This window comes from Streptomyces sp. CA-210063 (assembly GCF_024612015.1).
In the GTDB taxonomy this organism is placed as follows: domain Bacteria; phylum Actinomycetota; class Actinomycetes; order Streptomycetales; family Streptomycetaceae; genus Streptomyces.
This window is the reverse complement of sequence record NZ_CP102512.1, coordinates 2,884,133-2,899,875: the sequence shown is the minus strand read 5'-3', so window position 1 is coordinate 2,899,875 and position 15,743 is coordinate 2,884,133. Positions and strand designations below refer to the sequence as shown.

13 protein-coding genes are annotated in these 15,743 nt (G+C 70.5%); 10 read left to right on the top strand and 3 right to left on the bottom strand.

The window, feature by feature from the left end:
- The first annotated feature begins 23 nt into the window (after positions 1–23).
- From JIX56_RS12350 to mutM, 6 genes are all read left to right on the top strand, one after another.
- Complete coding sequence (locus JIX56_RS12350) at positions 24–1,091, top strand: cell division initiation protein (protein WP_257540141.1); 1,068 nt, start codon at positions 24–26, stop codon at positions 1,089–1,091.
- A gap of 126 nt (positions 1,092–1,217) precedes the next feature.
- Positions 1,218–1,862: a YceD family protein gene (locus JIX56_RS12345; protein ID WP_257540139.1), complete on the top strand. Its 645-nt coding sequence runs from the start codon at positions 1,218–1,220 to the stop codon at positions 1,860–1,862.
- Positions 1,863–1,864: 2 nt separating this feature from the next.
- Entirely contained in the window at positions 1,865–2,038 is a 174-nt protein-coding gene (rpmF, locus tag JIX56_RS12340; protein ID WP_007493396.1) for a 50S ribosomal protein L32, read from the top strand.
- Positions 2,039–2,045: 7 nt separating this feature from the next.
- A complete protein-coding gene (gene rnc, locus JIX56_RS12335; RefSeq protein WP_257540137.1) occupies positions 2,046–2,900 on the top strand; it encodes a ribonuclease III in 855 nt (284 codons plus the stop codon).
- A gap of 102 nt (positions 2,901–3,002) precedes the next feature.
- Positions 3,003–5,465 carry a tetratricopeptide repeat protein gene (locus JIX56_RS12330; protein ID WP_257540135.1) on the top strand — a complete coding sequence of 821 codons (2,463 nt, stop codon included), beginning with the start codon at positions 3,003–3,005 and terminating at the stop codon, positions 5,463–5,465.
- Between the two features lie 49 nt (positions 5,466–5,514).
- The gene (mutM, locus tag JIX56_RS12325) at positions 5,515–6,375 is read left to right on the top strand and encodes a bifunctional DNA-formamidopyrimidine glycosylase/DNA-(apurinic or apyrimidinic site) lyase (protein WP_257540134.1); all 861 of its coding nucleotides are present in this window, start codon (positions 5,515–5,517) and stop codon (positions 6,373–6,375) included.
- On the opposite strand, the gene JIX56_RS12320 is transcribed toward mutM, so the two are convergent.
- Complete coding sequence (locus JIX56_RS12320) at positions 6,348–6,788, bottom strand: winged helix-turn-helix transcriptional regulator (RefSeq protein ID WP_257540132.1); 441 nt, start codon at positions 6,786–6,788, stop codon at positions 6,348–6,350. The two genes, mutM and JIX56_RS12320, sit on opposite strands and share 28 nt — an antisense overlap.
- Before the next feature lie 80 nt (positions 6,789–6,868).
- The gene (locus JIX56_RS12315; RefSeq protein ID WP_257540130.1) at positions 6,869–7,843 is read right to left on the bottom strand and encodes a CAP domain-containing protein; all 975 of its coding nucleotides are present in this window, start codon (positions 7,841–7,843) and stop codon (positions 6,869–6,871) included.
- Between the two features lie 189 nt (positions 7,844–8,032).
- Between JIX56_RS12315 and JIX56_RS12310 the strand changes: the two genes are divergently transcribed.
- The 4 genes from JIX56_RS12310 to JIX56_RS12295 all read left to right on the top strand — a co-directional run bounded on the left by JIX56_RS12310 (position 8,033) and on the right by JIX56_RS12295 (position 14,377).
- Complete coding sequence (locus tag JIX56_RS12310; RefSeq protein ID WP_257540128.1) at positions 8,033–8,314, top strand: acylphosphatase; 282 nt, start codon at positions 8,033–8,035, stop codon at positions 8,312–8,314.
- Positions 8,315–8,716: 402 nt separating this feature from the next.
- A complete protein-coding gene (locus JIX56_RS12305; RefSeq protein ID WP_005479841.1) occupies positions 8,717–8,917 on the top strand; it encodes a hypothetical protein in 201 nt (66 codons plus the stop codon).
- A 236-nt stretch (positions 8,918–9,153) separates the two neighbouring features.
- Complete coding sequence (gene smc, locus JIX56_RS12300; RefSeq protein WP_257540126.1) at positions 9,154–12,765, top strand: chromosome segregation protein SMC; 3,612 nt, start codon at positions 9,154–9,156, stop codon at positions 12,763–12,765.
- Between the two features lie 193 nt (positions 12,766–12,958).
- A complete protein-coding gene (locus tag JIX56_RS12295; protein ID WP_257540124.1) occupies positions 12,959–14,377 on the top strand; it encodes a sugar porter family MFS transporter in 1,419 nt (472 codons plus the stop codon).
- Positions 14,378–14,532: 155 nt separating this feature from the next.
- Here the strand turns inward: JIX56_RS12295 and JIX56_RS12290 are convergent, their stop codons facing one another.
- Positions 14,533–15,504 (bottom strand): LLM class flavin-dependent oxidoreductase, encoded by a 972-nt coding sequence (locus tag JIX56_RS12290; protein ID WP_257540122.1) that lies wholly within the window; start codon positions 15,502–15,504, stop codon positions 14,533–14,535.
- Between the last annotated feature and the right edge of the window lie 239 nt (positions 15,505–15,743).

Below are 15,743 nucleotides of genomic sequence, written 5' to 3'. Positions count from 1 at the left end.
CTGTAGAGAGTGGCGAGCACACGGTGGACGTGCAGAAGAAGCTCGACGAGATCGTCTCGGTGGTCTCCGGCGCCCGATCCATGCCCATGTCGGCCTCGTGCGTGGTCAACCGCGCCGAACTGCTCTCGCTGCTCGAAGAGGTCCGCGCCGCCCTGCCCGACTCCCTCGCCCAGGCGCGGGAGTTGATCGGCGACCGCGACCACATGGTCGAGCGGGCCCGCCTGGAGGCCGAGCGGATCATCGAGAACGCGCACGCCGAGCGCGGCTCCCTGATCTCCGACACCGAGGTCGCCCGCCGCTCCCAGAACGAGGCCGACCGCATCCTCACCGAGGCCCGCCAGGAGGCCGAGGAGATCCGCGCCGAGGCCGACGACTACGTCGACTCCAAGCTCGCCAACTTCGAGGTCGTCCTCACCAAGACCCTCGGCTCGGTCGGCCGCGGCCACGAGAAGCTCCTCGGTACGGGCCCCGGCCTCGACGAGCAGGGCTACGAGGACGAGGACGCCCCCGAGCGCAGCCACGACCCGGAGACCCTGCGCCGCGACGCCGATGCCTACGTGGACGCCAAGCTCGGCGCCTTCGAGGCGGTCCTCGCCAAGACCCTGGACGCCGTCGGCCGTGGCCGCCAGAAGCTCCACGGCCGCATCGCCACGGACGACCTCGGCGCCCTCTCCCTGAACGACGACGGCACCTCCCCGCAGCCCACCAGCGACGCCGACTACCTGGCCGAGCTCGTCGCCCTCTCCGACTCCGAGACCCCGGCGCAGCAGTCCCGCTCCGTGCCGGAGCAGCAGTCGTACGGACAGCAGCAGGACGCGTACCAGGCGACGGCGTACCAGCAGGACGCCTACGGCGGCTACCAGCAGCAGTACGCCCAGCCCCAGCAGGCCGCCGACCCCTACGGCTACCAGCAGGCCGACCCGTACGCGGCCGGCTACCCGCAGCAGCCGGCGTACGACCCGAACCAGGCGCATCAGGACCAGCAACAGGGCTATGCGCAACCCCAGGCGAACGCCCTGGACGAGACCAGCCTCTTCGACACCACCATGATCACGGCGGAGCAGCTGCGCCGCTACGAACAGGGCCGCTGACAGCGGATTGGGCCGATAGGGAAAGGTCCAGTATCCTGGCTCTTCGGTCGCGCGTACGTCCGCGATCAACGCTGCCCGGGAAGCATCGAAGGGTGGCGTCCTAGAGCTTCAAGATCGAAAGCAGGAATGGCCCTGAACGCCCGCCTCGACCACCGCAACCCTCTCGTGTTCGACACACACGAGCTGGGGCGGCGTCCTGGCGCGCTGCAGCGCCTGACCCGTGAGATCGACGCTCCCCAGGATCTCGGGATCCAGGGAGTGATCGGGGTGCCGGAAGGCGCCCCGGTGGAGCTCGAACTCCGCCTGGAGTCGGTCATGGAGGGTGTGCTTGTCACAGGCACCGCCCGTGCACGGGCCAAGGGGGAGTGCGTAAGGTGTCTGGAGCCGCTGGAGCTGGAGCTCGCAGCGGACTTCCAGGAGATGTTCTCGTACCCTGACGCCGACGACCGGGGCCGCCCCAAGGCGGAGCCGGCCGACGACGCCGAGGAAGACGAGGACAGGCTCTTCATCGAGGACGGCCTGTTCGACCTCGAACCCGTGCTGCGTGATGCGGTGGTGCTCGCACTGCCGATGCAGCCGGTGTGCCAGGACGACTGCCCCGGCCTGTGCTCCGAGTGCGGAGCCCGGCTCGCGGACGACCCGGACCACCACCATGACGCCGTCGACATCCGTTGGGCGGCACTGCAGGGACTCGCCGGTTCACTCGAAGACGGCGAGAAGGACGAGATGAGCGGCGCCGAAACCGGTGTCGACGAGAAGCAGGAGAAGTAGCCGTGGCTGTTCCGAAGCGGAAGATGTCGCGCAGCAACACGCGCCACCGCCGGTCGCAGTGGAAGGCTGCGGTCCCCACCCTGGTTGCGTGCGAGCGCTGCCACGAGCCCAAGCTGCAGCACATCGCGTGCCCGTCTTGCGGCACCTACAACAAGCGCCAGGTCCTCGAGGTCTGAGCGGCTGGTGAGAGGCACTGTGTCCAGCCCCAAGAAGGCGGATGACGCCAAGAAGCAGTCTCTCCGCACAAGCGGAGGTGGCCCGGCGGAAAACACAGCCTCGTCCCACACGCTTCTGGAAGGGCGGCTCGGCTATCAGCTCGAGTCCGCCCTTCTGGTGCGCGCACTGACCCACCGTTCGTACGCGTACGAGAACGGCGGCCTGCCCACCAACGAGCGTCTGGAGTTCCTCGGGGACTCCGTACTCGGCCTCGTGGTCACGGACACGCTGTACCGCACCCACCCCGACCTGCCCGAAGGCCAACTGGCCAAGCTGCGGGCCGCGGTGGTCAACTCTCGTGCGCTGGCGGAGGTGGGCCGTGGGCTCGACCTCGGCTCCTTCATCCGGCTCGGCCGCGGTGAAGAGGGCACAGGTGGCCGGGACAAGGCATCCATCCTCGCCGACACCCTTGAAGCGGTGATCGGTGCGGTCTATCTCGACCAGGGACTGGACTCGGCGGCGGAGCTGGTGCACCGCCTGTTCGACCCGCTGATCGAGAAGTCCTCGAATCTCGGAGCCGGCCTGGACTGGAAGACCAGCCTCCAGGAGCTCACCGCGACCGAGGGGCTCGGCGTGCCCGAGTACCTGGTCACGGAGACCGGTCCCGACCACGAGAAGACCTTCACCGCTGCCGCCCGCGTCGGAGGCGTCTCGTACGGCACCGGCACCGGCCGCAGCAAGAAGGAAGCGGAGCAGCAGGCGGCCGAGTCCGCCTGGCGTGCCATCCGCGCCGCGGCGGACGAGCGGGCGAAGGCGGCGGCCGAGGCCGCGGCCCAGCCCGACGAATCCGCCGACACACCTTCGGACACCGCCCCGGCCTGACACCGGGACCGGATCGCTCGAAACCCCCACCGGGCACGCTTTCGGTGGGGGTTTCGGCATCCGGTGGGGCAGCAGTGGGTTCGCCGGTACGAGGGGGAGCGTGTGGGGGAGCGGGACGAGACCGCGGCAGCGGACAGAGCACCGGGCGGCGCCACGGCGAACCGCCTCACGGGGGCCGTCGTCGGCGGGCACAGCCTGCAGATCGGTGAGATCCACGGCAACCTCTCCGTGGTGACGCGGACCGACGGGACCCTGCGGGCGCGGCGCGGGCCCGAACCCGTCCGTGTACGCGACGCCGACCCCCTCCGGCTCGGAGTGCACCGCCCCATCCGCCGCACCGGGGCGGCCAAGCCGTCCCTGCCCGGCTATGTACCCCGCGACCTGGACACGCCCGAAGGCGGCGGACTGCGCGACCTGATCGGGCGGGCGGCGGACCACGGCGGGTTCGTCCTCCTGGTCGGCGGCTCCTCGGTGGGCAAGACCCGCTCGCTGTACGAGGCCGTACGCGACCGGCTGCCCGACTGGTGGTTGGTGCACCCGGCCGACACGGGCCAGATCGAACAGCTTCTCGAGCTCCCGTCCGGGCCACTGGTGCTCTGGCTGGACGAACTGCAGAACCATCTGGCCGGCGAGCACGGCCTCACCGCGGCCACCTTGCGCGCCCTGACGGCACCGCCCCGCCGGGTACTGGTCGTGGCGACACTCTGGCCGGACTACTACGACGCGTACACCGCGCCGCACACCTCACCGAAGGACGGCGACCGCCACCGGACCGAGCGGGAACTGCTCAAGCTCGCCGAGGTCGTCCATGTGCCGACGGGCTTCACGACCGCCGAGCGGGAGCGGGCCCAGCGGATCGCGGCCACGGACGAACGGCTGCGCACGGCCCTGGAGTCGACGGACTTCGGCCTCACCCAGGTCATCGCGGGCGCCCCGCAGCTGACCCACCGCTGGGAGAGCGCCGGCCCCTACGCGCGAGCGGTGCTGACCACCGCCGCGGACCTGACCGTCCTCGGCGCGCAGTCCGCCCTCCCCGAGGCCCTGCTGCGGTCGGCGGTCCCCGGCCACTGCACGCCTGCGGAACGCGCCGCAGCACCCGCCGACTGGTTCGAGGAGGCCCTGACGTACGTCACACGGGAACTCCTCGGCGCCACCGCACCCCTGCGCCCCGCGAGCGACGGCCAGGAGATGGGCCGCCCTGACGGCTACCGCATGGCGGACTACCTCGTGCAGCACATCGGCCGGGAGCGACGCGCCACGCCCCCGCCGCAGTCCTTCTGGGACGCGTGCGCGGAGCACCTGCGCGACCCGGCGGACGCCCACCGCGTCGGTGCCTCCGCCGTCGCCCGGCAGCGCTTCGGCGTGGCCGTTCCGCTGCTGCGGAGGGCGGTGGAGGCGGGCTCGGTGTCCGCGATGGAGACTTTGGGGAGCCTCTACCGGACGATGGGCGACGAGCAGGGGCGCCAGGAGATGGCACACCGCCTGGCGGCCTCCGCGCACACCGACGCCCCGCTCTACCGGACCGTCCTCGCGGGCTGGGACTTCGAGGAACTCCTCGATCTGGCCGACGCCGGGAACGAGTACGCCATCGGCCATCTCGTCGAGTACGGCGATCCGCAACTGGCCATCGCCCTGCTGATCGAGCGGATCGAACCCGACGACCTCTGGTCCTGGAAGCGGCTCGCGGAACTCTTCCACGACGAGGGCGACGACGAGCGGGCCATCGCCATCCTGGAGATGCTGGTCGAGAAGGACCACGACGAAGCGATCGGCCTCCTGGCGGAACTCCTCCAGCAGAACGGGCACCTGGCCCGGCTCGGAGAGCTGACCGACGAGGGGTACTTCGCGGCGGCGTACTGCCTGGCCGACACGCTGCAGGAGATGGGGCGACCGATCGAGGCGGAACTCGTCCTCGAAGAGTTCGCCGGCGAGGGTTACCGGGACATCGACGCGATGCTGGCCGATCTCCTCGTGGCGCGGGGCGACTTCGAGAGCCTGCTCGAACGCGCCGAGGACGGCGACGCGGACGCGGCCGTGGCGGCCGCCAAGGTGCTCCGGTCGCACGGTGAAGCCGACCGAGCGGTGGCCCTGTTGGCCGGTCTCGCCGACGAGGGCGAGGTCTACGCGGCCTCCACGCTCGCGGCGATGCTCCGCGAGTGCGAGGACGAGCCCCGGCTCCGGGCGCGGGCGGCGGGCGGAGACGAATGGTCCGCCCGCGAACTGGTCCGGCTCCTCCTCGCACGGGGCGAGGTCGACGAGGCGATACGGCGCTGCCCCACCGGAGACCGGAGCCACTCCCACATCGTGGACGCCCTCGTGGCACACGGCGACGTGGACGGGGCCGTACGGCTGCTCATGGACAGGTCCGACGACAGCTCGCGTCTGCGCCGGCTGCTCAAGGAACACGGCCGCGCCGACGACCTGAGGGTCCTGATCGACCGGGGCGACCGCTTCGCGGCCGACGACCTCGCCGATCTCCTCACCGACCAGGGCAAGGAGAGCGAGGCCCGCGCTCTGCGCACCCACGGCCTCACCCCTGACGGCCGCCTCGCCGACACCCCCTGACCACCGGGTACGCTGCCGACGTCACCCCACCCCGCTACCGGAGGACCCCGTGCCCGAACTTCCCGAGGTCGAGGTCGTGCGACGGGGCCTGGAGCGCTGGGTGGCCCACCGGACCGTCGCCGACGTCGAGGTGCTGCACCCGCGCGCGATCCGGCGCCACCTCGCCGGGCCCGACGACTTCGCGCACCGCCTCAAGGGGCACCGGATCGGCGAGCCGAGCCGGCGGGGGAAGTATCTGTGGCTGCCCGTGGCGGACACCGGCACAGCGGTCCTCGCCCACCTCGGCATGAGCGGTCAGCTGCTCGTCCAGCCGCACGACGCGGCGGATGAGAAGCACCTCAGGATCCGCGTCCGCTTCGCGGACGACCTCGCCACCGAGCTCCGCTTCGTGGACCAACGCACCTTCGGCGGACTGTCGTTGCACGACACCACCCCCGACGGCCTGCCCGACGTCATCGCGCACATCGCCCGCGACCCGCTCGACCCGCTGTTCGACGCGGAGGCCTTCCACCAGACGCTGCGGCGGAAGCGTACGACCGTCAAACGGGCCCTGCTGGACCAGTCGTTGATCAGCGGGGTGGGCAACATCTACGCGGACGAGGCGCTGTGGCGGGCGCGGATCCACTACGAGCGCCCGACCGCCGGTTTCACCCGCCCCCGCACCACTGAACTCCTGGGCCACATACGGGATGTGATGAACGCGGCCCTCCAGGTGGGCGGCACGAGCTTCGACAGCCTGTACGTCAATGTCAACGGAGAGTCGGGGTACTTCGACCGCTCGCTGGACGCGTACGGCCGGGAGGGGCTGCCCTGCCGACGCTGTGCCACGCCGATGCGGCGGCGGCCGTGGATGAACCGGTCCAGCTACTTCTGCCCGAAGTGTCAGCGGGCGCCGCGGGCCGCGTCGTAACGCTCGCGGGCCCGGAGCACGTCCTCCATGCGGTCCTCCACGCAGGAGATGAGGGACAGCAGACGCTCGGAGACCTCGCGGCCGAGCGGGGTGAGCGTGTAGTCGACGCGGGGCGGATTGGTGGGCTGGGCCTCGCGGTGGACCAGGCCGTCGCGCTCCAGGGCGTGCAGGGTCTGGGAGAGCATCTTCTCGCTGACGCCGTCGACGCGACGGCGCAGCTCGTTGAAGCGGAGTGAGCCCTCGTGCAGCGCGCCCATCGTGAGCACGCCCCAGCGGCCCGTGACGTGTTCCAGGGTGCCCCGCGACGGACAGTTCCTGGCGAACACGTCGAAGGCCAGGTCGTCGAGGTTCAGGCCGTCCGCACCCGCGGAGGCCTGCGCGGGCGTCACGGCGGTCTGCGCGGCTGATTCCATACGTCGAGAATACTCCGACACAGCGCTAACCAAAAGGTTGCACTAACTTGCGGTTAGCGTTCGCTCGGGGGTGGTGCCGCCTAGTAACCGAAGTCCTGCGTCCACCACGGTCCGCCGTCGCCCATGTGGACACCGACGCCGAGGGTCTTGAAGTCGCAGTTCAGGATGTTCGCCTTGTGGCCGGGGCTGTTCATCCAGGCCTCCATGACCGCCTCGGCGGTGGCCTGGCCGCGGGCGATGTTCTCGCCGCCGAGGCCGATGATCCCGAAGGCGGCCGCGCGGTCCCACGGATCCTCGCCGTCGGGGTTGGTGTGGTCGAAGAAGCCGCGGAGGGCCATGTCCTCACTGAAGGCCTCGGCCAGCTTGGCCAGATCGCTGTCGGCCGCCACCGGGCTGCAGCCCGCCTTGGCCCGCTCCTCGTTGACCAGCAGGAGGACCGCCGCCTCGGCCCGGGTCTCCGAGGAGAGCTCCGCCGGGGAAGTGGTCTTCTTCTCCTTCCCCTTCTCCTTGGTGGGCTCGGCGGTCGGCGTCTTGGTCTTCTTCGAGCCGGAGTCCTTGCCCGCCTCTTCGGACGGCTTCTCGGACGGAGTCTTCGAGGGGGACGGGCTGTTCGACGGCGAGGCCTCGCGCTCGGTGTCGCGGCTGGTGGACTCGTCCTCGCGCTCCTGCGCGGCGCCGTCCGTACCGCCCTGCTGGGTCGCCGCACCCGTCGGCGAACCGGCAGGCAGCACCGTCTCGGCGCTGTTGCCCCCGCTGACCGTGTACTTGTCGCCGCCCGGGAGCACCCCGGTCGCCACCGCGACGGTGCCGAGGGCGACGGCGGCGGAGACACCGAGCAGACCGGTCTTCACGGGGGTCGCGGTCCTCTTCTTACGGCGGCGCGAACCACCGGCGCGCGACGCGGCCTGAGCGTCGGCTTCCAGGACTGCGGCGAACCCGTACAGATTCTCCGGGCCGTAATGGGGCTCCTCGGCAGCGAAGCCCGTGTCCGTGACCCCGGTGGCCCGGCCCCCCCTGGCGGCGCGGCCGGCGGCGGAGCGTCGGTGGCGTCCCATGTCTTGGCCTTCCTCGTCCTTGCGGTGTCCTGCGGTCAACGTTGGGGATCTTGTCAACGTTGTGATCGTCGCCTTCACGAACCTCACACGAAGGAGTGAGTTTCATATGAGATTCATTGGGTCGGGACGGTACAGCATGGCGCCAGGGCAGGGAGAGACCCCAGGGACATTGCCCGTTAGCGTGCAGGCATGAGCGAGGATGTACGGCTGGTCGCCTGGGTGCGTGGACGGGTGCAAGGTGTGGGTTTCCGCTGGTTCACCCGGGCCAGAGCCCTGGAGATCGGCGGGCTGAGTGGTTTTGCTCTCAATCTGGCCGACGGGCGGGTGCAGGTGGTCGCCGAGGGCTCCCGCGAGGCGTGCCAAGGGCTCCTCGAGTGGCTCCAGAGTGACGACACGCCCGGGCGCGTGGACGGTGTCACCGAGATCTGGGACACACCGCGAGGGGGTTACGACGGCTTCGCCATCCGCTGAGCCTCTTCTGTGAAGCGAGCCGGGCGAGAGGGGGAAGGTCCGCCACCGGCATATGCCAGGAGCATGTACAAAACAGAAATGTGCAGGTGATTGCCAAGACGGACGTGTCGTGGCAGGCTCCGAAGAACGGATGATCCCCTCGCTCCACCGGCCAGGAGAGGCCCCGGAAACGCCGCAGCGCCGCCCGCTCGGGGCCGCGCGGCACCGGGATGCCCGCCAATGCGGGGCGTGATCGTGTTGACCGTCAAACTTTTTGGTGAGACGCTAAAAGCAACCCCGCGCACCTTAGCTGTTTGGCATGGAGAACGGCAGCAAAACTCAACAGTGCCAAGCATCGCGGGTGCGATTCCCTCACGACCCACACCGCTTCGGTCGGTCACTCAGTGTGGAGGACCATCCATCATGGCAAAGGCGCTTCTCGGTTACGTCGGCGGCTCCGATCCGCGACTCCTCGCCGAGATGCGACGGCTCCAGCAGCGTGTCCAGGACCTGGAATCCGAGCTCGGACGAATCCAGGCGGAGAACGACGCGCTGACGGCTGCCGCTTCTCACGACTCGCTCATGGAGCTCGACGCACGCCAGGCGGAGCCTGCGCTCACCTGATCGCTGCACCGCACCACGACAGACAGCAGTGGTTGGGTTGCCCGTATCAACCGCTAAGTTGTCAGATCTGCAAGGGACGCCTTCTCAAGGCGTCCCTTCTTTCTTTCCCCCGGCGCTTTCTTCTCCGGCGCTCCTGCGCTTCCTCACACTCTTTAACGTCTGATGTGCCCTGCACGTTCATGTGCGAAACCGCGCGTTCATGCAGTGAGACAGGCCGGAAGGTAGAGTCCAGCGGCGTGCACCTCAAGGCCCTGACCCTCCGTGGGTTCAAATCGTTCGCCTCGGCGACCACACTCCGGTTCGAACCGGGTATCACGTGTGTCGTCGGACCGAACGGTTCGGGCAAGTCCAATGTCGTGGACGCGCTCAGCTGGGTCATGGGCGAGCAGGGCGCGAAGTCGCTGCGCGGCGGAAAGATGGAGGACGTCATCTTCGCCGGCACCACCGGGCGCCCCCCGCTGGGCCGCGCCGAGGTGTCCCTGACCATCGACAACTCCGACGGGGCCCTCCCCATCGAGTACTCCGAGGTCACCATCACGCGGATCATGTTCCGCAACGGCGGCAGCGAGTACCAGATCAACGGCGACACCTGCCGTCTCCTCGACATCCAGGACCTGCTCTCCGACTCCGGCATCGGCCGCGAGATGCACGTCATCGTCGGCCAGGGCCAGCTCGACTCCGTTCTGCACGCCGACCCCATGGGCCGCCGCGCCTTCATCGAAGAGGCCGCCGGCGTCCTCAAGCACCGCAAGCGCAAGGAGAAGGCGCTCCGGAAGCTGGACGCCATGCAGGCCAACCTGGCCCGTGTCCAGGACCTCACCGACGAACTCCGCCGCCAGCTCAAGCCCCTCGGCCGGCAGGCCGCCGTCGCCCGCCGGGCCGCCGTCATCCAGGCCGATCTGCGCGACGCGCGGCTGAGGCTGCTGGCCGACGATCTCGTACGGCTCCACGCGGCGCTCCGGACCGAGGTCGCCGACGAGGCCGCGCTGAAGCAGCGCAAGGAGGCCGCCGAGACCGAGCTGAAGAAGGCACTCCAGCGGGAGGCGCACCTGGAGGGCGAGGTGCGACGCCTCGCTCCGCGCCTCCAGCGGGCCCAGGAGACCTGGTACGAGCTGTCCCAGCTCGCCGAACGGGTGCGCGGAACGATCTCCCTGGCCGACGCCCGGGTCAAGAGCGCCACCTCCGCACCCCCCGATGAGCGGCGCGGACGCGACCCCGAGGACATGGAGCGCGAGGCCGCCCGCATCCGTGAGCAGGAGGCCGAACTCGAAGCGGCCCTGGAGGCGGCCGAGCGCGCCCTGGAGGACACGGTCGAGCACCGCGCCGAGCTGGAGCGCGCACTGATGGTCGAGGAGCGCCGTCTGAAGGACGTCGCCCGCTCCATCGCCGATCGCCGTGAGAGCCTCGCCCGCCTGGGCGGCCAGGTCAACGCCGCCCGCTCCCGCGCGGCCTCGGCCCAGGCCGAGATCGACCGCCTCGCCGCCGCCCGCGACGAGGCGAAGGAACGTGCCGTCACCGCCCAGGAGGAGTACGAGGCGCTGAAGGCCGAGGTCGACGGCCTCGACGCCGACGACACCGAACTGGCCGAACAGCACGACGCCGCGAAGCGTTCCCTGGCCGAGGCCGAGTCCGCCCTCACCGCCGCCCGCGAAGCCGCCACCGCGGCCGAACGCCGCCGCGCCGCCACCCAGGCCCGCCACGAAGCCCTCGCGCTGGGCCTGCGCCGCAAGGACGGCACGGGCGCGTTGCTCGGAGCGAAGGACCGGCTCACCGGGTTGTCGGGGCCGGCCGCGGAACTGCTGACGGTGACCCCGGGCTACGAGGTACCGCTGGCCGCCGCCTTCGGCGCGGCGGCGGACGCGATCGCGGTGACGTCACCGTCCGCCGCGGCCGAGGCGATCCGGCTGCTGCGCAAGCAGGACGCGGGCCGGGCGGCCCTGCTGCTGGCGGGAGCGCCGGAGGACGCGCCCCTTGGGGGCGCGGGCAACCGCGCGACCAGCCACGACGAACCCGCAGCCGAGCCACGACCCCTCCCGGCATCCCCCGCCACGCACTTCGCAGTCGACCTGGTCCGTGGTCCCGCCGACCTCATGCCCGCCGTACGCCGCCTGCTCCACCGCATCGTCGTCGTCGACACCCTCGAAGACGCCGAGGACCTCGTCTACGCGCGCCCCGACCTCACCGTCGTCACCGCCGAGGGCGACCTGCTCGGCGCGCACTTCGCGCACGGCGGTTCGGCGGGGGCGCCGAGTCTGCTGGAGGTGCAGGCGTCCGTCGACGAGGCGGCGGCCGAGCTGGAGGAACTCGCCGTACGGTGCGAGGAGCTGGCCGAGGCCCAGGAGAGCGCGGTCGAGCTGCGCCGGGAACGGGCCGGGCTCGTGGAGGAGCTGGGGGAGCGGCGCCGGGCGGCCGAGCGGGAGAAGTCGGCGGTCGCCCAGCAGCTCGGGCGGCTCGCCGGGCAGGCGAGAGGGGCATCCGGGGAGGCCGAGCGGTCCACCGCCGCGGCCGCGCGGGCCCAGGAGGCGCTGGACAGGGCCGTACAGGAAGCCGAGGAGCTGGCCGAACGGCTTGCGGTGGCCGAGGAGATGCCCGTCGAGGAGGAGCCCGACACCTCCGTACGGGACCGGCTCGCGGCCGACGGGGCCAACGCGCGGCAGACCGAGATGGAGGCCCGGCTCCAGGTGCGTACGCACGAGGAGCGGGTGAAGGGGCTCGCGGGGCGCGCGGACTCGCTCGACCGCGCCGCGCGCGCCGAGCGCGAAGCGCGGGCGCGGGCCGAACAGCGCAGGGCGCGGCTGCGGCACGAGGCGGCCGTGGCCGAGGCCGTCGCGTCCGGCGCCCGGCAGCTGCTCCTCCACGTCGAGGTCTCGCTCGCCCGCGCGGAGGAGGAACGCACCGCCGCCGACGCGGCCAAGGCCCGCCGGGAGCAGGAACTCGCCCAGGCCCGCAACGAGGGGCGCGATCTCAAGGCCGAGCTGGACAAACTCACCGACTCCGTACACCGGGGCGAGGTGCTCGGCGCCGAGAAGCGGATGCGGATCGAGCAGCTGGAGACCAAGGCGCTGGAGGAGCTGGGCGTAGAACCGGAGGGGCTGATCGCGGAGTACGGGCCCGACCAGCTCGTACCGCCGTCGCTGCCGGCCGAGGGGGAGGAGCTGCCGGACGACCCGGAGCATCCCCGGAACCAGCCGAAGACGTTCCATCGCGCCGAGCAGGAGAAGCGGCTGAAGGCGGCCGAGCGGGCCTACCAGCAGCTCGGCAAGGTCAACCCGCTGGCGCTGGAGGAGTTCGCGGCGCTGGAGGAGCGGCACAAGTTCCTCAGCGAGCAGCTGGAGGACCTGAAGAAGACCCGCGCCGATCTCCTCCAAGTGGTGAAGGAGGTCGACGAGCGCGTCGAGCAGGTCTTCACCGAGGCGTTCTGGGACACCGCACGGGAGTTCGAGGGCGTCTTCAGCCGCCTCTTCCCCGGTGGTGAAGGGCGGCTTCTCCTCACCGACCCCGACAACATGCTCACCACCGGTGTCGACGTCGAGGCCCGGCCGCCCGGCAAAAAGGTCAAGCGGCTGTCGCTGCTCTCCGGCGGTGAGCGCTCACTCACCGCCGTCGCCATGCTCGTGTCGATCTTCAAGGCGCGGCCCAGCCCGTTCTATGTGATGGACGAGGTCGAGGCGGCGCTCGACGACACCAACCTGCAGCGGCTGATCCGGATCATGCAGGAGCTGCAGGAGGCGTCGCAGCTGATCGTGATCACCCACCAGAAGCGGACGATGGAAGTCGCCGACGCGCTGTACGGCGTGTCCATGCAGGGTGATGGCGTGTCGAAGGTGATCAGCCAGCGGCTGCGGTAGCGCGCCGCGGGTTCGCCGTTTCAATCTCTTCAAGAGTTGAAGGAAACGTGACCGCGCCTACCGTCCTGCTGTCACATACCCCCCTCTTGACTTCGAAACTTGAAGGCATAGTCTCTGGGGCGTTGCTTTTACCTTCAAGTCCAAGGTTCCCCCCCACATCGGCGACGTTGCCGGTGGTCCGAGGAGTACACACGTGACCAGCACTAGGCAGGCACCCAAGACAGGAGCTCGGGACGCTCAGCCCGACCATCTCTCGCACGTGATCTTCATCGCGGCGGCGGCCGCGATGGGCGGCTTCCTCTTCGGCTACGACAGTGCCGTGATCAACGGCGCCGTCGAAGCCATCCGGGACCGCTACGACATCGGCTCCACGGCCCTGGCCCAGGTCATCGCCGTCGCGCTGATCGGCTGTGCCGTCGGCGCGGCCACCGCGGGCCGCATAGCCGACCGCATCGGCCGTATCCGCTGCATGCAGATCGCCGCCGTCCTCTTCACGGTCAGCGCCGTCGGCTCCGCGCTCCCCTTCGCGCTGTACGACCTCGCCTTCTGGCGCGTCGTCGGCGGCTTCGCCATCGGCATGGCGTCCGTGATCGGCCCCGCCTACATCGCCGAGGTCGCCCCAGCCGCGTACCGGGGACGGCTCGGCTCGTTCCAGCAGGCCGCGATCGTCGTCGGCATCGCCATCTCCCAGCTGGTCAACTGGGGCATCCTGAACGCCGCCGGCGGCGACCAGCGCGGCGAGCTGCTCGGCGTGGAGGCCTGGCAGATCATGCTCGGTGTCATGGTCGTCCCCGCCGTCCTGTACGGCCTGCTCTCCTTCGCGATCCCCGAGTCCCCGCGCTTCCTGATCTCCGTCGGCAAGGACGAGCGCGCCCGCGAGGTGCTCGCCGAGGTCGAGGGCAAGGACGTCGACCTGGACGCCCGGGTCGCCGAGATCGAGTCCGCCATGAGCAGCGAGCACAAGTCGACCTTCAAGGACCTGCTCGGCGGCAGCTTCTTCTTCAAGCCGATCGTCTGGATCGGCATCGGCCTGTCGGTCTTCCAGCAGTTCGTCGGCATCAACGTCGCGTTCTACTACTCCGCGACGCTGTGGCAGTCCGTGGGTGTCGACCCGACCGAGTCGTTCTTCTACTCCTTCACGACCTCGATCATCAACATCGTCGGCACCGTCATCGCGATGATCTTCGTGGACCGCATCGGCCGCAAGCCGCTCGCCCTCATCGGCTCCGTCGGCATGGTCATCGGCCTCGCCCTGGAGGCCTGGGCCTTCTCCTTCGACCTCGTCGACGGCAAGCTCCCCGCCACCCAGGGCTGGGTCGCCCTGATCGCCGCCCACGTCTTCGTCCTCTTCTTCGCCCTCTCCTGGGGTGTCGTCGTCTGGGTCATGCTCGGCGAGATGTTCCCGAACAGGATCCGCGCCGCCGCCCTGGGCGTGGCCGCCTCCGCGCAGTGGATCGCCAACTGGGCCATCACCGCGAGCTTCCCGTCCCTGGCCGACTGGAACCTCTCCGTGACGTACGTGATCTACACGGTCTTCGCCGCGCTCTCCATCCCCTTCGTCCTCAGGTTCGTGAAGGAGACGAAGGGCAAGGCGCTGGAGGAGATGGGCTAGCCCGCAGGCCCAGCCCGCCGACCACGCGCCTCCCCGAGTTCGAGGAGAAGGGCCAAGTCCCCGCTGCCCCTCTCCTCGTACCCCTCCGCCGTCCCGGCCCGACCACTGAGCGGGCCGGGACGGCGGTCCGTCGCACGGCGGGGTGCGCGGATCGCTCAGCCGTCGAGGCGCGGCAGCACCCGCTCGGCGAACAGCCGGAGCCCGCGCCACCCCTCCTCGACCGGCATTCCCCCGGCCAGCGGATGCAGTACGTAGCTGGCCAGGCCCAGTGCCACGCACTCGTCCGGCGTGACGATCCGGTACACACCCTCCGCGCGCAGCTCCGCCACCGTCGCCGCCCCCGACCGCACGGCCGACCGTATGCCGGCCGACTGCCAGGAGGCGTACGTCCGCGCCTCGTGCAGGAAGTGCCCGCCGTACTCGGCCCACGCCCGGTCCGGATCCTCCGCGACATGCAGCAACGGGGTCTCGGCGGCGGGCATCATGGTCCAGCCCTCGGTGCCGTACTCGACGAGCCGCTCCTTGTAGTACGCCTCAAGCTCCGGCAGATGCGCGCTCGGGAAGAAGGGGAGCCCGAGGCGCGCCGCCCGGCGGGCCGCGGCCTTCGACGAGCCGCCGACCAGCAGCAACGGATGCGGCTCGGTACCCGGACGCGGGGTGACCCGGACCGTGCGCCCCCGGTACGCGAACGGCTCACCGGTCCACGCCAGGAGCAACGTCTCCACCACCTCGTCCTGGAGTTTTCCGCGGCCCTTCCAGTCGACGTCGAACTGCGCGTACTCCTCCGGCCGGTACCCGATCCCGGCGACGGTCACCAGCCGCCCGCCGCTCACCAGGTCCAGTACGGCGATGTCCTCGGCCAGCCGCAGCGGGTCGTGCAGCGGCCCGATCACCGCCGACACCGTGACCGCGATCCGGCGCGTCGCCCCGAACACCGCCCCCGCGAAGACGAACGGCGACGGCAGCCAGTTGTTCTCGACCCCGTGGTGCTCCTCCGTCTGCACGGTGCTGATGCCCTGCTCATCGGCGTACGCGGCCATCTCGACGGCGGCCCGGTAGCGGGCCCGGAGCGAGGCGGGAGTGGCGCCGGGCTCGACCAGATTGAAACGGACGACCGTGACGGGCATGGGGACCCCCTTCGGGCGGCTGTGGAGGGGGACGTTAGCTGACGATGTGTCAGGTTTCTAGAGGAGGGTGTGTGACGACCCACTGCATGGGCCGTCACACACTCTGGGGACGCTTCTCTGCGCACCCGGCGGGACATTCGCATACTGGTCCCGTTGTGACTCCACCCCTGAGGGGCTTCCGCTCGACGAGATGTCGGACGGCGGGCCAGCCCGGCCCGTGGGGTGTAACCCCGACGTGC